We start from the raw sequence: 24,655 nt of genomic DNA, 5'->3' as shown, positions 1-24,655 counted from the left end.
AAAACACCGTTGCTCTCTCACTTGCTCCAGGCAAGTGAGAGAGCAACGGTGTTTAAGGGGCGGGATGTGAGAGAGGGGCGTAATAGGGTGGGGGTGTGACCCGCCTGATTCTTGCTTCCCAGTCCCCTGCCCGCACCAAACTCCTCACCGAGGCCGGCATCCACCACCAGGTCCTGGTGTCCGACGTGGACGAAGACGCGGTCCAGGCCAGGTACGGCGTGACCGACGCCCACGACACCGCCTTACTGCTGGCCCGGGCCAAGGCCGAAGCCGTTGCATCACTGCCTGACGCCGAAGGCGCCCTGGTGATCGGCTGTGATTCCGTGTTCGAGTTCGACGGCGAATCCCACGGGAAGCCATACACCCCCGAGGTGGCCAAAGAACGCATGCTCCGCATGAGCGGCTCCCAAGGCGTCCTGCACACCGGGCACTGGTTGGTGGACTGCAGGGATACAGCCGCCGACGCGGACCAGGATGACGACGCCGGTGACGCACCGGAAGGGACCGGCGCCACCGTGGGTGCCGTCTCAAGCGCCGAAGTCCATTTTGCGCCCATGCTGGAGAACGAAATTGACGCCTACATCGCCACGGGTGAACCGCTGCAGTGTGCCGGCTCATTCACCATCGATGGCCTGGGCGGAGCGTTTATCCGCAAGGTTGTGGGTGACCCGCACGCGGTCGTGGGCCTCTCCATCTCCACCCTGCGCGAGCTGCTGGTTCACGCGAACGTGGGAATCACAGAATTGTGGGTGGCTGAGGACCAGTAGTTTGGATTTGTAGCAACCCTACAAAGGAAGCCGTCCTCACACACGGAATCCCCCATCAATATGGGCGGAACCCTCACAACCGCGCTAGGCTCCTCAAGGACAGAAGGAGTCAACAACTTGTCAGCTAACCCGGCGCAGCCCATTTCCAGCCCTCTTACCAAGGTCTTGATTGCCAACCGCGGAGAAATCGCGGTCCGCATCATCCGAGCTGCCCGGGACGAGGGCATTGCCTCCGTTGCCGTCTACGCAGATCCGGACCGTGACGCCCTGCATGCCCGCCTGGCGGATGAAGCCTACGCCCTGGGCGGCAACACCGCTGCGGAATCGTACCTGGTGATGGACAAGATCATTGACGTCGCCAAGCAATCCGGTGCGGACGCCATCCACCCCGGATACGGCTTCCTCGCCGAAAACGCCGGGTTTGCCAGCAAAGTCATCGAAGCCGGCATCACCTGGATCGGCCCCTCCCCCGAGGCAATTTCGGCTTTGGGTGACAAGGTCCAGGCCCGCCACATCGCGGAAAAGGTGGGCGCACCCCTGGTCCCCGGCACGGCAGATCCCGTGGAGTCCGCGGACGAAATCCTGAAGTTCGCCGAGGAATTCGGCCTTCCCGTAGCCATCAAGGCGGCCTTTGGCGGCGGCGGACGCGGCATCAAGGTTGCCCGCACCATGGAAGAAATCCCGGAGCTGTACGAGTCCGCAGTTCGCGAAGCCACTGCTGCCTTCGGCCGCGGAGAATGCTTCATTGAGCGCTTCCTTGATGCTCCCCGCCACGTGGAAACCCAGTGCTTGGCCGACTCTTTCGGCAACGTGGTGGTGGTTTCCACCCGTGACTGCTCTCTCCAGCGCCGCAACCAGAAGCTCGTTGAAGAGGCCCCGGCACCGTACTTGAGCGAGGACCAGGTGCAGAGGCTCTACGAGTCCTCCAAGGCCATCCTCAAGGAAGCCAACTACCTTGGCGCCGGAACCTGCGAGTTCCTGGTGGGCCAGGACGGCACCATTTCCTTCCTCGAGGTCAACACCCGCCTCCAGGTGGAGCACTGCGTCTCCGAAGAAGTAACCGGCATTGACCTGGTCCGGGAACAGTTCCGCATTGCCCGCGGCGAGGCCCTGGGCTACGGCGATCCCGAAGTACGCGGGCACTCCTTCGAATTCCGCATCACCGGCGAGGACCCGGGCCGCAACTTCATGCCCGCTCCGGGCACCATTGCCACGCTCAAGAACCCCACGGGCCCCGGCGTCCGCGTGGACTCGGGCGTGGAGCAGGGCGACGTCATCAGCGGCAACTTCGACTCCATGCTTTCCAAGCTGGTGGTTACCGGCGCAACCCGCGAGCAAGCTCTCCAGCGTTCCCGCCGGGCCTTGGAGGAGATGGTTGTTGAGGGCATCCCCACGGTCATCCCCTTCGACCTCGCAGTAGTGACCGATCCCGCTTTCGCTCCGACTGAGGGCCCGTTCACGGTCCACACCCGCTGGATCGAGACCGAATTCGTCAACAACATTCCGGCGTGGTCTGCCACCGGTACCGGCACGGAAACGCCCGACGCCGGGGATCGCCAGCGCGTTGTGGTCGAGGTAGGCGGCAAGCGCCTTGAAGTGGTACTTCCCTCCGGCCTTGGCGGCGGCATTGCTGCGGCTTCCGCGGGCAGCGCCAAGACCGGCAAGTCCAAGAAGCGTGCCCGCTCCGGCGGCGCGCAGGCAGCGGCTGCCGGTGGAAACGCGCTGACCTCCCCCATGCAGGGCACCATCGTCAAGGTGGCCGCCGCCGAGGGTGATGTGGTTGCCGAAGGCGACCTGATCGTGGTGCTCGAGGCCATGAAGATGGAGCAGCCCCTCACCGCGCACAAGTCGGGCACGGTCACGGGCCTCACGGCCAAGGCCGGAGAGACCGTTGCTGCGGGCGCTGTCATCGCCACCATCGAGGACTAAGAACACAGCGCCAAACGACGGCGGCTCCGCACCGGGAAGGTGCGGAGCCGCCGTCGTTAACGCTTGCTAGGCCACGTTGTTCTCGTAGTCAGTGTTCTTGGTTTCGCGGCTGAGCCACAGCGCGATGAACGTCAGCACCGCTGCGAGCGCCATGTAAGCGCCCACCCAAGCGGTTGAACCCTCGCCCAGCTGCCAGAGCGCAATGGCGATGAACGACGCCGGTGCCGCGCCGAGGACGGACGAGAGGTTGTAGGCAATCGCCGAACCCGTGTAGCGGACGTTGGCCGGGAACAGCTCGGGCAGGATGGCCGCCATGGGACCAAACGTCAGGCCCATCAGCGTGAAGCCAACAAGGAGGCCCACCATGGCAGCTGCCTGGCCGGGACCAAACATTGCGAACCAAAGGGCACCGAAGACGAAGATCCCCGCTGTCACGCCCAACAGGAATTTGCGGCGGCCCCACTTTTCAGCGAGCGGCCCGGACACCACAGTGAAGATTCCGAAGAAGACCACACCAATGATCAGCATCCACAGGAACTGGTTCTCAGGTATCCCCAGGCCAGGAACGAAGGAATCCATCTGGGCCTGGGTCATGGGCTTGCCGGACTTTTCAGCGGCCGCCTTGGCAGCTTCAAGCGACGAAGGCGCCTTGCCAAACGTCAGTGTGAACGACGTCATGATGTAGAAGAGCACGTAGGTTGCCAACATGATGAAGGTGCCCGCCAAGACGGGGCGCCAGTGATTCTTCAGGGTGGCGCCGAGCGGCAGCTTCTGGACTTTGTCCTGTTCGATGACCTTGCTGAAAGATGCGCTTTCCACCAGCTTGAGCCTGACGTAGAGGCCCACGATGACCAGAACGGCACTGAGCAGGAACGGCACGCGCCAGCCCCAGTCCATGAACTGCTGATCCGTGAGGGTTCCGCGCATCCAGATGAAGATCAGGTTGGCGATGATAAAACCGATAGGTGCTCCCAGCTGGGGGAATGTTCCGTAGACCGCACGCTTACCCGCAGGCGCATTCTCCGTTGCAAGGAGAGCGGCGCCTGACCACTCGCCACCCAGGGCGAGGCCTTGGCAGAACCGGAGAACCACCAGTAGCAGCGGCGCCAGAAGTGCCCAGCCTGCAACGGTGGCCGTGGGTAGGAGCCCTATGAGGAACGTTGCAATACCCATGGTCAGCAACGACGCCACCAGGGTGCCCTTCCGGCCAAATTTGTCACCGAAGTGTCCAAAGACGATCGCACCAACAGGCCGGGCTACGAACGCCACGCCGAAGATTGCGAAGGCACTGAGGAGGGCATTGATGTCTGTGGCGTTCGGAAAGAACAGCTTAGGGAAGACCAGCACTGAAGCGGTTGCGTAAACGTAGAAGTCATAGAACTCGATGGTCGTGCCGATCATGCTGGCGAAGATCACCCGTCCGCGCGAGTTCACTGGCTGAGTGGACTCGCCTTCCTTGGATGGTGCTGTGGAAGACATGTAATTTGCAGCTTTCATTCACATGGATTATTCGAGAGTTCAATAATAGTTCCCGGTGTCCACTGACTGGACAACCAGGTCCACAATGCGGACACATGGAGAAATCCCAATATGTGGTCGGCGCCACACTACCTCACCGTGGCCTCACGCGCCGGTGACCCCGCCGATAGGGAAATGTCACAGCACGTTTACAAACGGCGACCATCCGCGAAATGCGCCCTGCCTACCTTGGAAGGACACCATCCCCCATCAAGGAGCACTTCCGTGACTGTTGACCGCTCCGCAGATGAACTGGCACCCGCCCAGTCTTCTGCCACCGTCGCCCCCACCCTCGAGCACCGCCCCGGCCGTTGGATCGCCAACTGGGACGCGGAGGACAAAGGCCAGTGGGAAGCCGAAGGCCGGACCATCGCCAAGCGCAACCTCTACTGGTCCATCTTTGCTGAATTCCTCGGATTCGTCGTCTGGCAGCTGTGGTCCATTGTGGTGGTCCAGCTCCCCGCAGCAGGTTTCCGCTTCGACACCAACCAGATTTTCTGGCTCATCTCCATCCCCAGCCTGGTGGGTGCAACGCTGCGGATTCCCTACACCTTCATGGTCCCCAAGTTCGGCGGCCGCAACTGGACCATCGTCTCCGCGCTGCTGCTCCTCATCCCCACAACGGGCCTGGCTCTCTGCGTCTCCAACCCGGAAACACCCTTCGGCGTGATGCTCCTGATCGCTGCCCTGGCTGGTTTCGGTGGCGGTAACTTCGCGAGCTCCATGGCCAACATCACCTTCTTCTACCCGGCCCGGGAAAAAGGCTGGGCCCTGGGCCTGAACGCCGCGGGCGGAAACCTGGGTGCCGCCGTCGCGCAGCTTGTTGTGCCCATCGCCATTACCCTGCTGGCTGCCGGCACCGTCAACCTGCCCATGGCAGGCATCATCTGGATTCCGCTGATCATCGTCGCCGCGTTCGGTGCCTACAAGTACATGAACAACCTCACCAGCGCCAAGGGAGATGTGGCCGGTTCACTGGCCGCCCTCAAGGAACCGCACCTGTGGGTCATGGCGTTCCTGTACATCGGCACCTTTGGCTCCTTCATCGGCTTTGCCGGAGTCTTCCCCAAGCTGATCAAGGACTACTTCCCGGATTTCTCCTCCATCCACGTCGGCGCAGTGGCGCTCTCCCTGGCCTTCCTTGGTCCGCTGGTTGGCTCCCTGGCCCGCCCCTATGGCGGACGCATGGCTGACCGGATGGGCGGCGCACGGATGACCATCATGTCCTTCGCGTCCATGGCCATCATCACCCTCACCATGATCTGGACGCTGCCGCTGAAGAACTTCTGGCTCTTCCTCTCCCTGTTCCTCCTGCTCTTCCTGGCCAGCGGCTTCGGAAACGGCGCAACCTACCGCATGATCCCGGTCATCTTTGCCACGTCCAGCCGCGCGGCACGCAACGGCGCAAGCAGCGCAGCCACCGCACGCCTGGCCGCGTCCTCCCTGGGCCTGATCTCCGCGATCGGCGCCTACGGCGGATTCGTGATCCCGCAGGTGCTGAACGCCTCCAACACTGCAAGCGGCTCCTACACCCCGGCGTTCTACGGATTCGTTGGAGCCTACGTCCTGATGCTCGCCGTTTGCTGGATCTGCTACATCCGCCCCGCCCGGCAGCGCAACACGATCGGACACATCTAGATGCCCCACGGCGCCGAAACCCACTGCCCCTACTGCGCCCTCCAGTGCGCCATGACGCTGACCCCCGCCGCACCCGCGGCGGGGGCCGTCCCCGCACCGGAGACAGACGCAAGCCAGCCTGCCGCTCCGCTTGAAGTATCCGGACGCGACTTTCCCACCAACAAGGGCGGGCTGTGCCGCAAGGGCTGGACTTCGGCGTCGTTGCTGCGCCACACCGGCAGGGTCACCGAGCCGATGCTCAAAGGATCCGACGGCGTCCACCAGCCGATCTCCTGGGACCAGGCGTTGATGCTGGTCACCGCAGCCGTCAAGGACACCCAGCGCCGGTTCGGGCCGGACGCCGTTGGGGTCTTCGGCGGCGGAGGCCTCACCAACGAGAAGGCGTACATGCTGGGCAAATTCGCCCGGCTTGCCCTGCGGACCTCCCGCATCGACTACAACGGCCGGTTCTGCATGTCCTCCGCTGCTGCCGCCGGCAACCGCGCCTTCGGGGTGGACCGCGGACTCCCCTTCCCCGTGACAGACCTGGACTCAGCATCGGTAATCCTCATGCTCGGTTCCAACGTGGCAGAGACCATGCCGCCGTTCGTCCAACACCTCCGGGGAGCACGCGACGCCGGCGGACTGATCGTAGTGGACCCCCGCCGCTCCGCCACTGCGGAGTTCACGGCCGACGGCGGCGGCCTCCACTTGCAGCCGACCCCCGGCACCGATTTGGCACTGCTGCTGGGCATCTCCCACGTTGTGGTGCACGAGGGCTTGGTGGATGCAGAGTTCATCGCTGCGCGCACCAAGGGCTACCCGGCAGTGGTACGCAGCCTCAGCGCCTTCTGGCCGGAGCGCGTGCAAACCATCACGGGCGTGCCTGCCGGCCTCATCAGGGAAACGGCCCGGCGCCTGGCAGAGGGCGCCCGCAGCGGTGGCAGTTACATCCTCAGCGGCCGCGGCGTGGAGCAACACGTGGACGGCACGGACACTGCCACGGCCGCCATCAACCTCAGCCTGCTCCTTGGCCTGCCCGGCTCGGCCCGCAGCGGCTATGGAACCCTCACCGGCCAGGGAAACGGGCAGGGTGGCCGCGAGCACGGCCAAAAGGCCGATCAGCTTCCGGGCTACCGCAAGATCACCGATCCCGCCGCCCGGGCACACGTTGCCTCGGTGTGGGGAATCGAGGAGTCGCTGATCCCGGGACCTGGCCTGCCCGCCGTCGAACTTCTTGCGTCACTGGGACAGCCCGACGGCGTCCATTGCCTCTTCGTTCACGGCGCCAACGTGGTGGTATCCGCCCCCGACACCAACGCCGTCATCCGGGGCCTGCGCAGCCTGGACTTCCTGGTGGTGTGCGACTTCTTCATGTCGGAGACCGCCGCCGAAGCCGACCTCGTCCTGCCGGTCACGCAGTGGGCGGAAGAGGAAGGCACCTTGACCAACCTCGAAGGGCGGGTGATCCGGCGTCGTCAAGCGCTGACGCCTCCCCCGGGCGTCCGCAGCGAGCTGTGGCTCATGGCACGCCTGGCCGAGCGCCTGGACGCCCCCTCCACGTTCAGCGATGACCCGGAGACCGTTTTCGAAGAGCTGCGCCTGGCCTCCGCCGGAGGCCTGGCCGACTACTCGGGAATCGACTACGCCATGCTGGACCGCGGCGAGGCCGCCTACTGGCCCTTCCCCGCAGGCTCCACCGGAACTCCTCGGCTTTTCACTGACGGGTTTGCCCATGCCGACGGCCGTGCCGTGCTGGTGCCCGTCACCCCGTCCAAGCGGGCCGCCCGCTCCTACGCCGACGATTCGCTGTCCCTCGCTACCGGCAGGTTGCTGGAGCACTATCAATCCGGGGCCCAGACCAGGCGCGTCAGCGAACTGTTGTCCGCCCAGCCCCAGGCCCGGCTGGTCATGCACCCCTCGACGGCGGCCTCCCGCGGCATTGCCGACGGCGACTACGCCACCGTGGTCAATGACCGGGGCGAGGTCCTCTGCCGCGCAGAGCTCAGCACCACCGTCCGGCCCGACACCGTGTTCCTGCCCTTCCACTTTCCGGGCCACGAAAACGCCAACAGGCTCACGGAAGCTGCGACCGACCCGATCTCCGGGATGCCCGAATTCAAGACCAGCAGGGTATGGGTCCGGCGTGCGGTTGCCGCGCCCGTACCGGTAGCTGCCGGAGCCCTTCCCAACGCCAAGGAGGCATTGTGAGTGAGCGCATTGTTGTTGTGGGATTTGGCCCCGTGGCTTCCCGCTTGGTGGATGAACTCCTTCCGTCCGTTCGTTCCGGCCTGGTCCAGCTCCTGGTTGTAGGACAAGAAGCCGAGGCCGCGTACAACCGTGTGATGGTTGCCGAACTGGGCGTCGGCCGCACCTCGGCGGCGGCCCTCGCCATGGCGGACGCCGCTGAGTTGGAGTCCGACGGCGTCCAGGTGCGGTTGGGCGTGGAAGTGAAACGGATCGACCGTGCCCGGCAGAACGTGGTCCTCTCCGACGGGGCCACCGAGCACTACGATCGGCTGGTTTTCGCCACCGGTTCCCGCCCTGTCATCCCCAACCTCACCGGACTGAATCCTGATCCGGCCCACCCCGTCCTGCCTCCCGGCGTCACCACCCTGCGGGACCTTCACGACGCAGAGGTGCTGCGCACAGCAGTTTCCGCCGGTCAGCGCATTGTGGTGTTGGGCGGCGGGGTCCTGGGCCTGGAGACCGCCTTGGCCGCAGCGGAGGAGGGCGCCCGGGCAACGGTGGTGCACAATGGGCGGTTTCCGTTGGGCCGCAGCATCGACCGGGGCAGCGGATCGGTCCTGACGGCAAGCATGCGCGCGGGCGGTGTCCGCATGGCCGGCAATGCCCGCTCCACCGGGGTGGAGACCGCCGGCCCCGGCGGATCCTTCTCCGCGCTGCTCCTTGACGACGGGTCCGCGATCGACGGTGACTTGCTGGTGCTCTCCTGCGGCGTGCGTCCGCGGATCGAGTTGGCGGCAGGCTGTGGGCTCCCTGTTGGCCAGGGCATCCTGGTGGACCACCATCTGCGGACCTATCATGAGCCCCACATGTTCGCGATCGGTGACTGTGCCGAAGTACGCTGCGCCGATCCATCCTGCACGGACTGCCGTTCCGCATCCGGACCCTCAGGCCTGGTAGGTCCGGGCTGGCGCCAGGCCGAATGGTTGGCCGAATACCTCGTGGTCCTGGCCCGGGACGGCCAGGAAACCGCTGACGCCTTGGACCCCCTGCCGCTGGAGAAGCCCGGCGTCGTGGTCCTTAAAGCCCGCGGCATCAACCTCGCTGTGGCCGGCGACAACGACGCCGACCCCTGGGACGAAGAGTTGCTGGAAGCAGGAGCGACGTCCGGACGGGAACGCCGCCAGGTCTCCCAGTGGGCGGACCCGGAACACGGCCGGTACGTCAAAATGACCACCCGCGGCGGGGTCCTGGAGGGCCTGGTGGCAGTGGGCATGCCACGGACTGCTGCTGAACTGGTGGTGCTCTTTGAGCGTTCCTCCGAGCTGCCCGCGGACCGGTCATTGCTGCTCCGCCTGGACGGCCCCGACCAGCCCTCCGGGGCCACGGCCAACGATCCCCAGCGGACCGTGTGCCGTTGCGCCGGGGTGAGCGCTGCCAGCATCGGGGACTCCGTGGCAGAGGGATGCTCCTCAGTAGCCGATGTTTCCAAAGCAACCAGGGCCGGAACGGGCTGCGGCGGATGCCACGAGGACATCAAGGGCATCATCGAGAAGCACTTCCAGGCTGCTGCTGCGTGACGCCGCTCTTGGGGACGCGGAGCCGCAAACCCAGAAGCTACATGTGGACGTGCAAGCGGCGTGCGGCCTCGGAGATGGAACCGGTCAGCGACGGGTAGACCGTGAAGGCGCTGGCCACATCGTCCACGTGGAGTTTCTGCGTCACGGCCACGGAAATCGGGAAGATCAGCTCGGAAGCATTCGGACCAACCACCACGCCACCGATCACGGTGCCGGAGCCCTTGCGGGCAATAATCTTAACGAAGCCATCCTTGGTGTTGCGCATCTTGGCCCGCGCATTGCTGAGCAGGGACAGCATCACCACGTCACCCTGGTACTTGCCGGATGCCAGATCTGCTTCGGAAACGCCCACGGAAGCAATCTCCGGGGACGTGAAAATGTTGGATGCCACTTGGTTGAGCTTCAGCGGCTTCACACCATCACCCATGAAGTGCGCAATGGCAATACGGCCCTGCATGGCAGCAACCGACGCCAGCGCAAACACTCCGGTGCAGTCGCCGGCCGCGTAGATGTTGGGGGCCGTGGTGCGGGAAACACCGTCCACCTTGATGTGGCCGGACTCAGTCAGCGTCACGCCGGCTTCCTCAAGGCCCAGTCCCGCGGTGTTAGGAATGGAACCAACACACACCAAACAGTGCGAACCCGTCACCACCGAGCCATCACCCAAGGTGACCTTGACGCCGTCGTCCGTCCGCTCAACGGCATTGGCACGCGAGCGGGACAGGACGCGGACGCCGCGCCGTTCAAAAACGCCTTCCAACAACTTGGCGGCATCGGTATCTTCACCGGGAAGCACCTGATCGCGGCTGGAGATCAGCGTGACTTTGGAACCAAGGCCGTTGTAGGCGGAAGCGAACTCGGCACCGGTCACGCCGGAACCCACCACGATCAATTCTTCCGGAAGTTCATCCAGGTTGTAGATCTGCGCCCAGTTAAGGATGCGCTCGCCGTCGGGCCGGGCCGTGGGCAGTTCGCGGGGGTGTGCGCCGACAGCAAGGAGGATGGCGTCAGCGTCGATGGTGCGGGTGCCATCGATGGTCAGGACCTCGATGGTGTTGTTGTCCAGCAAGGTGCCGGAGCCAATGACGATCTCGACGCCCAGGCGCTCAAGTCCTGCGCGAATATCCTCGGACTGCCCGTGGGCAAGGTTCAGGACGCGGTCGTTGATGTGTTTGAGGTCCGCATGGGGCTTGGAAGCCGAACTGTCGAACTTCACTCCCAGCTCACCAGCCTCGCCTACGCGGGTCATGAGGTCAGCGGTGGCAATGAGGGTTTTGGACGGCACGACGTCGGTCAGCACAGCTGAGCCGCCAAGGCCCGCCCTTTCCACTATGGTGACGTGCGCTCCCAACGAGGCGGCAACCATGGCAGCTTCATATCCGCCGGGACCACCTCCCAGGATCGCGATACGGGGGGCACTGAAGTCAACTTGGGTGGTCACAGTCCTCAATTCTCGCTCATTGCCGCCCAGCCTGCCAGTCAGCCAAGCCTCACCGGGGCTGCAGTCCTACCAAAGTCCTGCAAACGCGGGGTAGCGTGTACCAGTGAGTAACACTGAGCTGATGAACACAGACCCCTTCGAGGCCGCGAAAGCAGCCGCAGACTTCATTGCCGCAGAAACCGGCATCGAATCCCACGACGTAGCGTTGGTGCTCGGATCGGGATGGGCCGAAGCTGCCGACCTGATCGGTGAAACCACCGCCACCCTCAACGCCTCCGAGGTGCCGGGCTTCCACAAGCCCGCTGTGGTGGGCCACGTGGGCACCATCCGGTCCGTCCTGACAAAAGAGGGCAAGCGCGCTTTGGTGCTCGGGGCAAGGACCCACTACTACGAAGGTCGTGGGGTGCGCTCGGTGGTGCACGGTGTCCGGACCGCAGCGGCCGCCGGGTGCAAGACCCTGGTGCTCACCAACGGTTGCGGCGGCCTGAATGAAGACTGGAACCCCGGCACCCCTGTGCTGATCAGCGATCACATCAACCTCACCGCCACCTCCCCTTTGGAAGGCGCCACCTTCGTGGATCTGACGGACCTCTACTCGTCGCGCATCCGCGGGCTCGCCCGTGAAGTGGATGCGTCGCTGCAGGAGGGCGTGTACGCGCAGTTCACCGGCCCCCACTACGAGACCCCGGCCGAGGTGCAGTACGCCAAGCGGATCGGCGCGGACCTGGTGGGAATGTCCACGGCGTTGGAAGCAATCGCCGGCCGGCACGCAGGCATGGAAGTATTCGGCATCTCCCTGGTGACCAACCTGGCCGCAGGCATCAGCCCGGTCCCGTTGAGCCACGAAGAAGTCCTGGAAGCCGGGCAGGCAGCAGGCAAGCGCATTTCCAAGCTCCTGGCGGAAATCATCGCCAAGCTCTGAACCGGTGGGGACGGATATGGTCCATTGCGACCCGGTTTCCGGACCATATCCTGACCCGCGTTGCCCTTTGAATCCGCAATAAGGATAGTTTTGTCCCTATGACATCCAACGATGCCGCCCTTGAACAGCTGATCACCGACGCCCGGCAGTGGGCCTCCCAAGACCCCGACCCGGCAACGTCCCAAGCCTTGGTCGAGTTGACTGACCTCGCCGCAGACGGTGACGCAGCGGCGGCCCAGGAGCTCGGCGACAGCTTCAACGGCACCCTGCAATTCGGCACCGCCGGGTTGCGCGCAGCACTTGGGCCCGGGCCCAACCGGATGAACCGGGTTGTGGTCCGCCGGGCGGCAGCCGGCTTGGCCGCCTTCCTCACCGAAGCGGTGGACGCCGCGGCCCCGGGGACGCGGCCACGCGCCGTCGTCGGCTTCGATGCGCGGTATAACTCAGACATCTTCGCGGAAGAAACAGCGGCAATTTTCACCGCTGCGGGAATCGAAACCTTCCTCATGCCGGCCGCGTTGCCGACTCCCCTGCTGGCCTACGCGGTCAAGAACCTGGATTGCGACGGCGGTGTGATGGTCACAGCCAGCCATAACCCTCCGCAGGACAACGGTTACAAGGTCTATTTGGGCAGGCACGCAGTGGCCGAAAGCGGCCGCGGCTCACAGATCGTGGCCCCCTACGACACAGAGATCGCTGCGAAGATTTCCGCCGTGGGCGGCTTGGAGTCGATCGAATTGGCCGACGCCGGCTGGTCCGTACTGCCCACTTCCATCTCGGCGGACTACCAGGCTGCCGTGGCCGGGCTGGTGGACCGGGAACATTTCCCCGCACGCGACCTGAAAATTGTGCTCACGCCCATGCACGGCGTGGGTGGGGACACCGCAGTGTCCGTCCTGAACGCCGCCGGGTTCACGGACGTCGCACTGGTGGCCGAACAGGCAGAACCGGACCCTGACTTCCCCACCGTTGCGTTCCCCAATCCGGAAGAACCCGGGGCGTTGGACCTGGCCTTGGCCGCGGCCGCTGAGGCCGGCGCGGACCTGGTTTTGGCCAACGACCCCGACGCCGATCGCGCGGCGGTCGCCGCCGTGGATCCCACCACGGGAGCCTGGCGCATGCTCCGGGGCGACGAAGTGGGAGCACTCCTTGGCGCCCACGTGGTGGCGCGCTTGGCGGCAGCCTCCGGGGAAGAAGCCCCCAGCGGAGTCTTCGCCAATTCCATTGTTTCGTCCCGGCTCCTGGCCCGCATCGCCGCCGCTGCCGGCTACTCCCATGAGGAGACGCTGACCGGCTTCAAATGGATCTCGCGGGTACCCGGGCTCACCTACGGGTACGAAGAAGCCCTGGGTTATTGCGTGGCGCCGGACCTGGTGCGGGACAAGGACGGAATTTCCGCGGCGGTGCTGATTGCCGAGCTGGCTGCAGCGGCCAAGGCCGACGGCAAGACCATCTTCGACACCCTGGATGAGCTCTACCTGGTGCACGGCTTGCACGCCAGCGACCAATTGAGCATCCGCGTGGCAGACCTCGGACTCCTGGACGCCATGATGAACCGCTTGCGCGTCAACCCGCCGGAGACCTTCGGGGACTCCGCAGTGGAGGTGTTCACCGATCTGGCGGAGGGTAGCGACGCGTTGCCGCCCACGGATGGCCTGCTGTACCTCACACGGGACCAGAGCCGGATCATCATCCGTCCCAGCGGGACCGAGCCCAAGCTCAAGTGCTACCTGGAGGTCATCCAGCCGGTGGACTCGGCAGCAGAACTGGCAGCGGCACGCCAGGCTGCCAGGACCTCCCTGGACGATGTCCTGCGTGATGTCCGGGAAGCACTGGGCCTCTAGAGTTCGATCTCCACATGCCCGTCCACCACACGGGCAGCAAAGGCAGCAAGGCGCAGTTCCGGGTTGGTGAAGCACTCACCGGTTTCCAGATCGTAGACCTCCTTGTGCAACGGCGAGGCGATGGTGGGCCGGGTACCGCGGGATCCCATGATGCCGCGGGCCATGACGTTGGCCAGCGTGGCAGGGTCCTGCTGGTCCACGGCGAAGACCTCCGCAGCGCCGGCCCGGAACAGCGCCACTTGCCTGCCGGATACAAGTGCGGCCTCACCCCATGCCGGCTCCAGCTCGTCCAAAGGGCACACCCTGTGCCAGGTGGTGGATGGTTCCCCATGGTTTCCGGCACGGTCCAGGTTCCCGGCACGATCCAAGATGACAGTCATTTCAGCCCCTCTCGCTGCGTCCGGGTGCCGGCTCTTTCCGCCAACGACTCCCGGACCGGCCGCATTTGCGGCCATTCCCCACGCTAGGGCTTTGGTGTTTCACAGGAGCCGCAGGTTTATGTCCGGCTGGTAAAAGAGACCTCACGCAGCGGGAAATGCTTTTGTGATGCAGAAGTTAAGATCACGAAACATAAGGGAAACTGAAGCGAAACTGCGCGTCCCTAGGGTGGAACCACGAGTTGCGGAGATCCGTCTGCAACAACTGCGAAAGGCCCACCAGTGACCGGACACACTTCAAGCACAAAGACCCCGCGCCGCGTGGTGGTGGTTGGCGGCGGTCCCGCTGCCCACCGCTTTGCCGATGCCATGTACAACCGGGGCCTTGAAGGGTGGCAGGTAACAGTTCTCACCGAAGAGAACCACCTCCCTTACGACCGCGTGGCGTTGAGCAAGGCCCTCACCGAGACAGGCGTGGACCTCACCTTGGGCAACGCGACCATGTGGGACCACCAGGCGCTTCAGTTGAAGACCGCCGAGCGCGCCGTCTCCATTGACATAGCGGCGAAGAGTGTGGCCACGGCGTCCGGCGCTGAGTACGGCTACGACCATCTGGTGGTGGCATCGGGTTCGGATGCGGCCCGACTGCCCATCCCCGGGGCGGAGCACACCCACGTGTACCGGACCCTGGAAGACGTGTGGGCCATCAACAAGGCCATTGCCCAACTGACCGCGAAGCTGGGCCGCAAGGTTAAAGCCGTCACCATTGGTGGAGGCCTCCTGGGGCTTGAGTCCGCGGCAGGAACCGAGCAATTGGGCGCGACTCCGATCGTCATCAACGGCTCGCCCTGGCTGATGAATACCCAGCTGGATGAGGGCGCAGGCCAGGCGTTGGGCAGACTCATTGAAGCCAAGGGATTCACGGTCCACGGCGGGGTTTTCCCCTCCGAGGTTGTCACGGACGACGACGGCAACGTCACCGGCGTTCTGATGGCTGATGGCCGCACCATTGAAGCGGACCTGGTGATCGTGGCGATTGGCGTACGTCCCCGCGACGACCTTTTCCGCGCTGCCGAGGGCGAAGAGCAGCTGTTCAGCCTTGGCCAGCGCGGAGGCGTGGTCATCAACGATTTTTGTGCCACGGAAGTGGACGGCATCTGGGCCATCGGCGAGGTGGCCAACTTTGGCGGCATGTGCTTGGGCTTGGTGGCTCCTGCCAACACCATGGCGGAGATCGTCGCGGACCGGCTGCACGGTGGCGAGGCGACGTTCCCTGGCTTTGACACGGCCACCAAGCTGAAATTGTCCGGCGTTGATGTAGCCAGCTTCGGTGACGCGTTCGCCCGGACCGAGCATGCCTTGGAAATTGTGTATGCCGACCCTGCCCGTGGCGTCTACCAGAAGATTGTGACCACTGACGATGCCAAGACCCTGTTGGGTGGCATCTTCGTGGGCGATGCCTCCCCGTACATGAGCCTGCGTCCGTTGCTTGGCCGCGAGCTTCCGGCAGAGCCCGGCGCCTACCTGACGGCTGCCGGTGGCGGCGAGGCTCCGGAGACGGAACTCCCCGATGATGCAATCCTGTGTTCCTGCAACAACGTATCCGCCGGCACCATCCGCGACACCATCAATGGCTGCGGCGCATGCGAGGGCAGCGCTCCTGTGCAGGAACTGGGCGAGCTGAAGGGCTGCACCCGTGCCGGCACACAGTGCGGTTCCTGCGTACCCATGCTGAAGAAGCTGCTGGAGGGTGAACTCACCAAGTCCGGCATCGAAGTATCCAAGGCCCTGTGCGAGCACATCAGCCTCTCCCGGCAGGAACTCTTCGACGCCATCCGGGTTCTGGAGCTGACGTCCTTTGAGGACATCATGGCCAAGTACGGTACCGGCGCCGGTTGCGATATTTGCAAGCCGACCATTGCCTCCATCCTGGCCAGCCAGCACTCCGCCTACGTTCTGGATGCAGGACGTGGTGCTCTCCAGGACACCAACGACCGCGCGCTGGCGAACATGCAGAAAGACGGAACCTACTCCGTTGTTCCCCGGATTGCCGGTGGTGAAATCACCCCGAAGGGCCTGGGTGTGATCGCCGCAGTTGCCGAGAAGTACAACCTCTACACCAAGATCACTGGCGGGCAGCGGATCGATATGTTCGGAGCCCGCCTTGAGCAGCTGCCGGACATCTGGAAGGAACTGGTGGACGCCGGGTTCGAATCCGGCCAGGCCTACGGAAAGAGCCTGCGGACCGTGAAGTCGTGCGTCGGCTCCACATGGTGCCGTTTTGGAGTGCAGGACTCCGTGCAGATGGCCATCGCCCTGGAGCTGCGGTACCGCGGACTTCGCAGCCCGCACAAGCTGAAGATGGGTGTTTCCGGTTGCGCCAGGGAATGCGCCGAAGCCCGCGGCAAGGATGTTGGCGTCATCGCCACCGCTGACGGATGGAACCTGTATGTGGGCGGAAACGGTGGCGCCACCCCGGCCCACGCACAACTGCTCGCCAAGGACCTGGACGATGAAACCCTCCTGAAGTACATCGACCGCTACCTGATGTACTACATCCGCACGGCCGACCGCCTCCAGCGCACCGCGCGCTGGCAGGAAGAGCTCGACGGCGACATCAAGCACGTAGAGGACGTGGTGGTACGCGACTCCTTGGGCATCGCCGAGGAGCTGGAAGCCGCCATGGCCAAGCACATTGACACGTACCAGGATGAATGGGCTGAAACCCTGAAGGATCCTGAGCGCCTGCGCCGTTTCCGTTCTTTCGTGAACGCCCCGGACCAGAAAGACGAGTCCATCTCCTTCGTACCGGAGCGCGGCCAGATCCGGCCCGCCACCAACGAAGAAAAGGGTGGCGTGCTGATCGCCTCCACCATCCCGGTACGCAGCGAATAACAAGGGGAACCCATGCAGCTCACCATTGATCTCACCGGCCGCGAAGTACTGGTGGCAGGATCCGAAAAAGCCGCCCGCCAGGCAGTCCGCCGCTACCGGTCCGCCGGAGCCACCGTCATCCACCTGACCGAACCCGGGGCCACTGCCGGGGCCGGAACAGGGGCCGACAGCATGCCTGAACGTCCCTTCCTGGTGGCGGTGATCGACGACGGCGGCACAGGCTGGGGTCCGTTGGTGGAACGCTGCCTCAAGGACGGGATTCCTGTTGCCACCGAACCGGCAGCCGGAGCGGAAGGCCACGTAACGCTGGTGGGAGGCGGTCCCGGAGCCCTGGATCTGCTCACCGTTGGTGCGGTGAACGCCTTGCGGGACGCCGACGTCGTGTTTTACGACCGCCTGGCTCCCTACCAGGAGCTCGCCGGACTGACCTCTGCGGAGTTGGTGGATGTGGGCAAGCAACCCGGCCTGCACAAGGTGACACAGCGCGACATTGAGAAGCTCATGGTGGAGGCCGCACTGTCCGGCCTGAACGTGGTCCGGCTCAAGGGCGGAGATCCTTACGTGTTTGGACGCGGCGGGGAGGAAGTGGCGGCCTGCGTCGCGGCCAGCATCCCCGTCCGGGTGATTTCCGGTGTCACCAGCGCCATCTCTGTTCCCGCCGCGGCTGGCATCCCGGTAACGCACCGCGAGGTGAGCCACATGTTCACAGTGGTGTCCGGACATGCTCCCCTGACTGAGCGGGAACACACCCACCTGGCCCGTCTGGGCGGGACAATCGTGGTCCTGATGGGCATTGGTACGTTGCCACAGATGGCGGCCGGCCTGCGTCGGGCGGGCATGGCCAAGGACATGCCCATGGCTGTGGTGGAACGCGGCTACCGTCCCGGCCAGCGCACCACGATTGCAGATTTGGGCACCATCGAAACAGCAGCCATCGGCTGCACCAACCCGGCAGTGCTGGTGATCGGCGAGGTTGTGAGGGTGGCTGAGGCCAACCGGAACCATGCCGAAGCCTCCGCCGAGCTGGACCGACTTGCAGCTTCGCTCCTTGAAGCCTGAAGGTAGATACCCATGACTGTTGCACGCGCCCTCGAAGTCCCGGGAACAAGCCCTGCCCCGGAACCCACCGAATCCCCTGATTCCCCCCTGGACGGATTCCGGATCGGTGTCACGTCCCACCGCCGGTCCCGCGACCTCATTGAAGCTTTGGAACGCCGCGGGGCAAGCGTTCTGCACGCTCCTGCGCTGAAGATCGCTCCTGTCCAGGAGGACATGGTGCTGATCGAGGACACCAGGACGATTATCGAGGCCAAGCCGGACATCTGCATCGCCACCACCGCTTACGGCATGCGCCGCTGGTGTGAGGCTGCCGACTCCTTCGGCATTGGCGAGCAGCTGCTGGAAACACTGTCCGCCTGCCGGATGTTCGTCCGGGGACCCAAAGCCCGCGGCGCGGTCCGCGCTGCCGGCTTGGCCGACGTCGGAATCAGCAGCGACGAAACCACGGCGACGCTGGTGGACATGCTGCTGGTGGAGGGCGTCCGCGGGAAAACCGTGGCTGTCCAACTCCACGGGTACACCGACGTACGGCAGTTGGAGCGGCTGCGCATGTCCGGCGCCAGAGTCCTGACCGTGACGCCGTACCGCTGGGTCAAACCCGACGGCGAGGACAAACTGCCGCGGCTGATCGAGGCCGTCTGCAGCGGAAACCTCGATGTCCTGACGTTCACCAGCGCTCCCGCCGTTGACGCGATGTGGAGTACTGCGCATGAGATGGGTCTGTACCGCCAGCTCATAGAAGCCCTCAAAGGACCGGTAACAGTTGCCGTGGTGGGTCCGGTGACCGCCCAACCGTTGGTGGACGCCGGCCTGTCGCCATTGATTCCGGACCGGTACCGCATGGGCGCACTCATCCGGTTGGTCACCGAGCACCTGTCCCTGAACCATGTCCGGCGCCTGGAGACCAGGAATGCCACGATCGAGCTGCGCGGACGGTGCCTGCGGATCAATGGCGAAGTAGTGGATCTGGCTCCAGCACCCCTGCTGCTCCTGCGTGCTCTGCTGGGTGCGGGTGGAGCGGTCCTCTCCCGCGAAGCGCTCTCTGACTTGCTGGACCTGCGCGGATCCGTCCACGCCTTGGACATGACGGTCAGCCGGCTGAGGTCCTCCCTGCCCGATGGCAAGCTTGTTGAGACCGTGGTGAAGCGCGGCTACCGCCTGAGGGCCTGAAACCGCTGGTGGGGCGGCCACCCTAGGCCGCCTTCACCAGCGGGAGCTCATCCCAGTGCGTGGTGTACCTCGGGCTGAGCCTGGCGCGCTTCATGGACCAGTCCGGGCCGCCTTTGATGCCTGCGTGCCCCAGCCCGATGGAGCCCCGACCATACCGCATGCTCACGTCTTCCAGCAGTGGACCGATCCCCCGTTCCTCATGACGGTTCTCGAAGATCTCCAACGGCCTTTGGTTTCCGGTAGGACGAAGGTCCGTCACCATGATCCCGGCTTTGGCGTACCGGACACCCTCCACGATTTTAGGCAGCAACGCATGTGCGGCTTTGGTCAGCAGCACGGGGTCAGATGTTGGCATGGGAAGGGCAACGTTGACTGCGGGGAAGGACTTGTCATGGGGGTTGTAGACGGAGGTCTGCGCGAATGCGGTCAGTAATTTTGCCTGGAGGTGGTGTTTGGCCAGCCGCGCGCTGGCCATCTGCCCGTAGACGCTGAGGACTTGGCGCACTCCCGCCGAGGTGGTGATGGGCGTGGAGAAAGAGCGGGAGAAGATCAGTTGGTCCCGCCCTATGCGCTCTTCTTCCATGGGGATGCAGGCCGTTCCCTGCAACTCCAGGACGGTGCGCATCATGACGATGGAGAACTTGTCACGGAGTGCCACGGGATCGGCGCGCACCAGATCCATGATGGAAAAGATGCCGATGGCGTTCAACCTTTTGGTGAGCCGCGTGGCGACGCCCCATATCTCCACCACGGACAATCGCTCCATCAGGGCCTCGCGCTGGGCAAGTGGCACCGAGTCCCACCGGCACACGCCGTTGAAGGCAGGGTTGTGCTTGGCCCACTTGTTGGCCAGCTTGGCCAAGGTCTTGGTGCGGGCGATGCCCACGCAGACAGGAACTCCAACGTGCCGGTAACACGCGTCCTTGATGGTGCGGCCCAGGGCAAGGAGATCCTCCGGGGAGCCCTTGACGCCCAGGAACGCCTCGTCAATGGAGTACACCTCCTGCCAGGCCGAGTAGCGCCCCAGCAGCTCCATGACCCGGGAACTGATGTCCCCATAGAGTTCGTAGTTGCTGGACAAAGCGATCAAACCCCACTCTTTGGCCCTGGGTGCCAACTTGAACCAGGGGTCCCCGAGCCCGATGCCGAGTTTCTTGGCCTCTGGGGACCTGGTGACCGCACAGCCATCATTGTTGGAGAGCACAATCAGGGGCCTGCCCTCCAGCGCGGGATTGAAGGCCCGCTCGGCAGAGGCGTAAAAGCAGTTGATGTCCACGTGGGCAATCTCCGGCATGTGCCGCATGAGTGCTGGCTTCGACATGGTCCTCCTGGTGCAGCAGCGTCTAGCAGACGCGCCCAGGTTTTCCGGACAGGCGCGCCGTGAATTCGAAGATATGTTCGAATAACTCCACTGTACCTCCGGGCCCCGACAAGATAGCCCCGGATTCCTGCCCCTTGTGGATAACGGGTACCGTGAGGGAAGCCACCATGGCCCCTCATAAAGTGACCGCCCATCAAAAGGAGTCTGCACCCATGAGCACCGCGCCCTTGACTGAAACCGTGCCCTGGACTGAAGGTGACTGGACCAACCAACCGGCATCCGTCGTCGAGCGTGACGGTGAACTGCTGGTGACGGCGGTGGAGGGCAGCGATGCCTGGCGCATCACTTCTTATGGTTTCATCCACGCCTCAGAGCATGCGCTGCTGGCTCCGCTCCCCCAGGACAGCGCAGTAGAGGTGGAATTCACGGCAGACTTCTCTGCGCAGTTTGACCAAGCCGGAGTGTTTATCCGTGTCGGCGGCGAGCACTGGATCAAGGCAGGTGTGGAGTTTGCGGACGGAGCGGCGCAAGTGGGCGCCGTGGTGACCGATGGCGTGTCCGATTGGTCGCTGGCACCGGTGCCGGACTGGGCCGGGCGGCGAGTGGTGGTTCGCGTCAGCCGGTCGGGCGATGCTGTGACAGTCCGGGCCGGCCTGAGCGGGGAGTCCCTGCAACTGGTTCGAGTGGCGCCCCTGGCTGAAGGGCTGACGGCTTTCGCGGGGCCGCTGGTGTGCGCACCCACCCGGAGCGGGTTGACGATCCCGTTCCACTCCTGGCGGACCACTGCCCCTGACACCCAACTGCACTGATACCCAACTGCACTGGCACCCAACAGCCCTGACGTAAACCACGCGTTAAACCAAGGTTGCCGACCTGTCCCCACGACAGATCGGCAACCAAGACTTGGTGAACCCTAGTGGGCATCCTTGCGGTGCACGGTGTAGATGGCGCCGGTGGTGACATCTTCCTCCAAGGCTTCCAGGGTGCGCCCACGCGTTTCGGGAACCTGCGTGTAGATGAAGATCAAGGCCAGGATCCCTACTCCTCCGAAGAGGAAGAACGTGCCCGTGATGCCCACTCCGGCAACCAGGGTGGGGAAGAACAGGCCCAGCAGAGCGTTGGCGATCCACAGGCAGAAGACCGAAAGGCCAATAGCGAAGCCGCGGACATGCAGCGGGAAGATCTCGGACAACATGACCCAGACGGCGATGTTGAGGAACGTCTGCATGGAACCGACGAAGGCCACCACCAGGAAGAGGATCACGAACGGTCGGGCCTCGTTCCCCACGGGCAGGACCACGGAGGCGATGCCGATGAGGAAGTGGCACACCGTTGTCAGGGTGAAGCCCACCAGCAGTGTGGTGCGGCGGTTGATGCGCTGCATCAGCGAGAGGGCAATAACGCCACCAACAACTGCAATGACGCCGGGGGCAATGTTGGCGATCAGGGCAGCATTCGAGTCAAAACCGGCTTCCACCAGCACTGACTGGCCGTAGTACATGATCGAGTTGATGCCGGTCAGCTGTTGAGCCACGCCCAATCCGATGCCCACCAGGATGATGCGGAGGATCCACTTGTCCTTCAGCGCCGCCCAGGACGTGGCTTTGGAGGCACGCTCCTCATCGGCGAGCTGCTTGACGTCGGCCATTTCAGCCTCGGCCCGCTCCACCGAGCGGATGGTCTTGAGGACCGTGAGCGCTTCCTCCCAGCGGCCCTTGGAGATCAGCCATCGGGGGGATTCGGGCATCCGCAGCATGCCGAAGAACAAGGCGATGGCCGGCAGTGCGGCCACGGCCAGCATGACGCGCCACACTCCACCGAATTCACCCCAGATGTTGCCAATGATGGCGTTGACGATGAAGGCGGCCAGCTGGCCGATCACGATCATCAGTTCGTTCCGGCCCGCCAGGGATCCGCGGATTTCGTACGGGGCGAGCTCGGCCAGGAACACCGGAACCACCGTTGAGGCCCCGCCCACAGCCAGGCCCAGAATGAGGCGTCCCACCACCATGATTTCGAAGGAGGGGGCAAACACACATGCAAGAGTTCCCGCCAAGAAGAGCACCGCGAGCAGAATGATGGTTTTGCGGCGCCCCCACGAATCGGACAGGCGGCCGCCACCGACTGCTCCCAGGGCGGCACCGAAGAGCAACGAGCTGGTGACGATTCCTTCCGTCAGGGCCGTCAGACCCAGCTCGGCGGTCATGGGTCTCAGTGCGCCATTGATGACACCAGTGTCATAGCCAAAGAGGAGGCCGCCGAAGGTGGCGACCAGTGCTACCAGACCGAGCCGCTTTCGGTGCGGCCCGTTGGTCAGCGGAGGGAGGGCGGCGCCGTGGGCACCTTCCCGCTGCATTTGCGTAGCAGACATCAGGACTCCTTTGTCATTGTGGTGCGGGCCATACTCCCGCTCTGACTATCAGGCTAACGCGCGAAAGACTTAAATGTAAGGTCAAACTAACAAATACCTTCAAATGTCCGGTTTGCGACGTGCGAAGATGGGAATATGGCACCTGATCCCCGCAACCGGCCAGCGACACAAAGTGACGTTGCGAGGGAAGTGGGTGTCTCGCGGACCCTTGTCTCCTTCGCCTTCCGCGGCGCACCCGGGGTCAGCGAGGAGACAAAGCAGGCCATCTTCGCCGCGGCGAAACGTCTTGGCTACCGGCCCAACGCCGTCGCCGCCGATCTGGCACGCAAGCACCGCTCCGCCGTCGGACTTCATCTGATGGATATCCGCAACGAGATCTTCGCCGACATCCTCAGCGGCGTCAGGCTGGCGCTCCCCCACGACGGCAACCGGCTCATCCTCAGCGTGTCCCGATCTGTGGACGGAGTGGACGAAGGCGCCCTGGAATCGCTGATCGAGGCCAGGGTGGGAATCATCATCGCCGCCACCTTGCTGGACACCGACGAGCGCGTACGCGAACTCTCGCGCATCGTGCCGCTGGTCAGTGTCACCCGCCCGGTGGAAGGCGTGGACAGCGTCTATTCGGATGACATTGCCGGAGCGGCGGCCGCCACGGAGCACCTGCTGGCCCTGGGGCACCGACGGATCGCGCACTTGGCGGGACCCGCCTACGACGGCCACACGGACCGGCGCCGGAGTTACGAGAAAACCATGCACGACGCCGGGCTGACGCCCCTGACCTTGCCCGCCGACGACTTCACCCACGAAGCCGGACAGCGGGGCGCCGCGCAATTGCTGGACCTGGCGGACCGGCCCACCGCAATCTTCACACACAACGATCAACTGGCCCTCGGCGCACGGGAAGCCATCCACGCCCGGGGATTGAGCGTCCCGGGCGATATTTCCCTGATTGGGTACGACAATTCCCGGACCTCGAGTCTGTATGGAATCGGCCTCACCTCCGTGGACCTGAAGGCAGCAGCCTTGGGAACCATCGCAGGGGAAGTGGCCCTGGAACGCCTCAGGTCCCCGGACGCACCCCCAGCGGACAGGCGTCTCATGCCGCACTTGGTGATCCGGTCCTCCACGGCACCCCCGCGGGACTGAGGGCCCGGCCCGGGCCTGGACCTCCGCGCTCACGAAGGTACCGCAAGGTACTTGGTGTGCGGGATGGGGTTACTTGGCGGCCGGGACGAGGGAAGCGATCAAGCCCTCAATGCGCGTCTTGATCTCATCGCGGATGGGGCGGACAGCCTCGACGCCCTGCCCGGCCGGATCTTCGAGGACCCAGTCCTCGTAGCGCTTGCCCGGGAAGTACGGGCATTCGTCCCCGCAACCCATGGTGATGACGACGTCGGATTCCTTCACAGCGTCCGTGGTGAGGACCTTCGGGATTTCAGCGGACATGTCGATGCCCAGTTCAGCCATGGCCTCCACGGCGGCGGGGTTCACCTTGTCCGCGGGCTGGGAGCCCGCGGAGCGGACTTCGATCCGGCCCTTGCCCAGGGTTGTCAGGAACGCGGCAGCCATCTGGGACCGTCCGGCGTTGTGGACGCAGACGAACAGGACGGAGGGCTTCTTGGTGGTTTCGATGCTCATGGTGTTCTCCAAGGGTCTA

18 protein-coding genes are annotated in these 24,655 nt (G+C 64.4%); 12 read left to right on the top strand and 6 right to left on the bottom strand.

Going from position 1 to position 24,655, the window contains the following annotated elements:
* Nucleotides 1-95: 95 nt before the first annotated feature.
* Nucleotides 96-767 carry a Maf family nucleotide pyrophosphatase gene (locus JOE60_RS06070; RefSeq protein ID WP_167264733.1) on the top strand — a complete coding sequence of 224 codons (672 nt, stop codon included), beginning with the start codon at nt 96-98 and terminating at the stop codon, nt 765-767.
* Nucleotides 768-827: 60 nt separating this feature from the next.
* Nucleotides 828-2,696, top strand: a complete 1,869-nt coding sequence (locus JOE60_RS06065) for an acetyl/propionyl/methylcrotonyl-CoA carboxylase subunit alpha (protein WP_167264732.1) — start codon at nt 828-830, stop codon at nt 2,694-2,696.
* A 66-nt stretch (nt 2,697-2,762) separates the two neighbouring features.
* Here JOE60_RS06065 and JOE60_RS06060 read toward each other — a convergent pair whose 3' ends face one another.
* Nucleotides 2,763-4,175: an MFS transporter gene (locus tag JOE60_RS06060; RefSeq protein ID WP_167264731.1), complete on the bottom strand. Its 1,413-nt coding sequence runs from the start codon at nt 4,173-4,175 to the stop codon at nt 2,763-2,765.
* 264 nt (nt 4,176-4,439) lie between these two features.
* On the opposite strand from JOE60_RS06060, the gene JOE60_RS06055 reads away from it, so the two are divergent.
* The 3 genes from JOE60_RS06055 to JOE60_RS06045 are packed head-to-tail and all read left to right on the top strand — an operon-like array spanning nt 4,440 to nt 9,598.
* On the top strand, nt 4,440-5,852 hold the full coding sequence (locus JOE60_RS06055) for an MFS transporter (protein ID WP_167264730.1): 1,413 nt from the start codon (nt 4,440-4,442) through the stop codon (nt 5,850-5,852).
* Nucleotides 5,853-8,042: a molybdopterin oxidoreductase family protein gene (locus JOE60_RS06050; RefSeq protein ID WP_167264729.1), complete on the top strand. Its 2,190-nt coding sequence runs from the start codon at nt 5,853-5,855 to the stop codon at nt 8,040-8,042.
* Nucleotides 8,039-9,598, top strand: coding sequence for an FAD-dependent oxidoreductase (locus JOE60_RS06045; RefSeq protein ID WP_167264728.1), 1,560 nt, complete (start codon nt 8,039-8,041; stop codon nt 9,596-9,598). Before JOE60_RS06050 ends, JOE60_RS06045 begins: the two co-directional genes overlap by 4 nt.
* Nucleotides 9,599-9,635: 37 nt before the next feature.
* Here JOE60_RS06045 and JOE60_RS06040 read toward each other — a convergent pair whose 3' ends face one another.
* Nucleotides 9,636-11,039 (bottom strand): NAD(P)H-quinone dehydrogenase, encoded by a 1,404-nt coding sequence (locus tag JOE60_RS06040; RefSeq protein ID WP_167264727.1) that lies wholly within the window; start codon nt 11,037-11,039, stop codon nt 9,636-9,638.
* A gap of 121 nt (nt 11,040-11,160) precedes the next feature.
* Between JOE60_RS06040 and JOE60_RS06035 the strand changes: the two genes are divergently transcribed.
* On the top strand, nt 11,161-11,961 hold the full coding sequence (locus JOE60_RS06035; RefSeq protein ID WP_208381331.1) for a purine-nucleoside phosphorylase: 801 nt from the start codon (nt 11,161-11,163) through the stop codon (nt 11,959-11,961).
* 98 nt (nt 11,962-12,059) lie between these two features.
* Nucleotides 12,060-13,805 (top strand): phospho-sugar mutase, encoded by a 1,746-nt coding sequence (locus JOE60_RS06030; protein ID WP_167264725.1) that lies wholly within the window; start codon nt 12,060-12,062, stop codon nt 13,803-13,805.
* Here the strand turns inward: JOE60_RS06030 and nirD are convergent.
* The gene (gene nirD, locus JOE60_RS06025; RefSeq protein WP_167264724.1) at nt 13,802-14,185 is read right to left on the bottom strand and encodes a nitrite reductase small subunit NirD; all 384 of its coding nucleotides are present in this window, start codon (nt 14,183-14,185) and stop codon (nt 13,802-13,804) included. The two genes, JOE60_RS06030 and nirD, sit on opposite strands and share 4 nt — an antisense overlap.
* A 279-nt stretch (nt 14,186-14,464) precedes the next feature.
* Here nirD and nirB point away from each other — a divergent pair, with 279 nt between their 5' ends.
* Genes nirB through JOE60_RS06010 form a run of 3 tightly spaced genes read left to right on the top strand, consistent with a single transcriptional unit; the run spans nt 14,465 to nt 19,306 of the window.
* Nucleotides 14,465-17,077, top strand: a complete 2,613-nt coding sequence (gene nirB, locus JOE60_RS06020; protein WP_167264723.1) for a nitrite reductase large subunit NirB — start codon at nt 14,465-14,467, stop codon at nt 17,075-17,077.
* Between the two features lie 12 nt (nt 17,078-17,089).
* Nucleotides 17,090-18,136, top strand: coding sequence for a uroporphyrinogen-III C-methyltransferase (cobA, locus tag JOE60_RS06015; RefSeq protein WP_167264722.1), 1,047 nt, complete (start codon nt 17,090-17,092; stop codon nt 18,134-18,136).
* Nucleotides 18,137-18,148: 12 nt separating this feature from the next.
* Nucleotides 18,149-19,306, top strand: coding sequence for a uroporphyrinogen-III synthase (locus JOE60_RS06010; RefSeq protein ID WP_167264721.1), 1,158 nt, complete (start codon nt 18,149-18,151; stop codon nt 19,304-19,306).
* A 22-nt stretch (nt 19,307-19,328) separates the two neighbouring features.
* Here JOE60_RS06010 and JOE60_RS06005 read toward each other — a convergent pair whose 3' ends face one another.
* Complete coding sequence (locus tag JOE60_RS06005; RefSeq protein WP_204814854.1) at nt 19,329-20,627, bottom strand: Y-family DNA polymerase; 1,299 nt, start codon at nt 20,625-20,627, stop codon at nt 19,329-19,331.
* Nucleotides 20,628-20,839: 212 nt separating this feature from the next.
* On the opposite strand from JOE60_RS06005, the gene JOE60_RS06000 reads away from it, so the two are divergent.
* On the top strand, nt 20,840-21,436 hold the full coding sequence (locus tag JOE60_RS06000; protein ID WP_167264720.1) for a DUF1349 domain-containing protein: 597 nt from the start codon (nt 20,840-20,842) through the stop codon (nt 21,434-21,436).
* Between the two features lie 104 nt (nt 21,437-21,540).
* On the opposite strand, the gene JOE60_RS05995 is transcribed toward JOE60_RS06000, so the two are convergent.
* Entirely contained in the window at nt 21,541-22,998 is a 1,458-nt protein-coding gene (locus tag JOE60_RS05995; protein WP_167264719.1) for a sugar porter family MFS transporter, read from the bottom strand.
* Nucleotides 22,999-23,133: 135 nt separating this feature from the next.
* Here JOE60_RS05995 and JOE60_RS05990 point away from each other — a divergent pair, with 135 nt between their 5' ends.
* Nucleotides 23,134-24,144, top strand: coding sequence for a LacI family DNA-binding transcriptional regulator (locus JOE60_RS05990; protein WP_167264718.1), 1,011 nt, complete (start codon nt 23,134-23,136; stop codon nt 24,142-24,144).
* A 69-nt stretch (nt 24,145-24,213) separates the two neighbouring features.
* On the opposite strand, the gene JOE60_RS05985 is transcribed toward JOE60_RS05990, so the two are convergent.
* Nucleotides 24,214-24,636 carry an arsenate reductase ArsC gene (locus tag JOE60_RS05985; protein WP_167264717.1) on the bottom strand — a complete coding sequence of 141 codons (423 nt, stop codon included), beginning with the start codon at nt 24,634-24,636 and terminating at the stop codon, nt 24,214-24,216.
* Between the last annotated feature and the right edge of the window lie 19 nt (nt 24,637-24,655).

Source organism: Paenarthrobacter ilicis (assembly GCF_016907545.1).
GTDB lineage: Bacteria > Actinomycetota > Actinomycetes > Actinomycetales > Micrococcaceae > Arthrobacter > Arthrobacter ilicis.
This window is presented reverse-complemented; position numbering and strand designations above follow the sequence as displayed.

What these genes read in the sequence shown, in the direction of transcription:
- JOE60_RS06010 (WP_167264721.1), top strand. Translation starts at nt 18,149, where the DNA reads ATGACTGTTGCACGCGCCCTCGAAGTCCCGGGAACAAGCCCTGCCCCG.
- cobA (WP_167264722.1), top strand. Translation starts at nt 17,090, where the DNA reads ATGCAGCTCACCATTGATCTCACCGGCCGCGAAGTACTGGTGGCAGGA.
- JOE60_RS06035 (WP_208381331.1), top strand. Translation starts at nt 11,161, where the DNA reads ATGAACACAGACCCCTTCGAGGCCGCGAAAGCAGCCGCAGACTTCATT.
- JOE60_RS06005 (WP_204814854.1), bottom strand. Translation starts at nt 20,627, where the DNA reads ATGTCGAAGCCAGCACTCATGCGGCACATGCCGGAGATTGCCCACGTG.
- JOE60_RS06065 (WP_167264732.1), top strand. Translation starts at nt 828, where the DNA reads ATGGGCGGAACCCTCACAACCGCGCTAGGCTCCTCAAGGACAGAAGGA.
- JOE60_RS05990 (WP_167264718.1), top strand. Translation starts at nt 23,134, where the DNA reads ATGGCACCTGATCCCCGCAACCGGCCAGCGACACAAAGTGACGTTGCG.
- JOE60_RS05985 (WP_167264717.1), bottom strand. Translation starts at nt 24,636, where the DNA reads ATGAGCATCGAAACCACCAAGAAGCCCTCCGTCCTGTTCGTCTGCGTC.
- JOE60_RS06060 (WP_167264731.1), bottom strand. Translation starts at nt 4,175, where the DNA reads ATGTCTTCCACAGCACCATCCAAGGAAGGCGAGTCCACTCAGCCAGTG.
- JOE60_RS06030 (WP_167264725.1), top strand. Translation starts at nt 12,060, where the DNA reads ATGACATCCAACGATGCCGCCCTTGAACAGCTGATCACCGACGCCCGG.
- JOE60_RS05995 (WP_167264719.1), bottom strand. Translation starts at nt 22,998, where the DNA reads ATGTCTGCTACGCAAATGCAGCGGGAAGGTGCCCACGGCGCCGCCCTC.
- nirD (WP_167264724.1), bottom strand. Translation starts at nt 14,185, where the DNA reads ATGACTGTCATCTTGGATCGTGCCGGGAACCTGGACCGTGCCGGAAAC.
- JOE60_RS06050 (WP_167264729.1), top strand. Translation starts at nt 5,853, where the DNA reads ATGCCCCACGGCGCCGAAACCCACTGCCCCTACTGCGCCCTCCAGTGC.
- JOE60_RS06000 (WP_167264720.1), top strand. Translation starts at nt 20,840, where the DNA reads ATGAGCACCGCGCCCTTGACTGAAACCGTGCCCTGGACTGAAGGTGAC.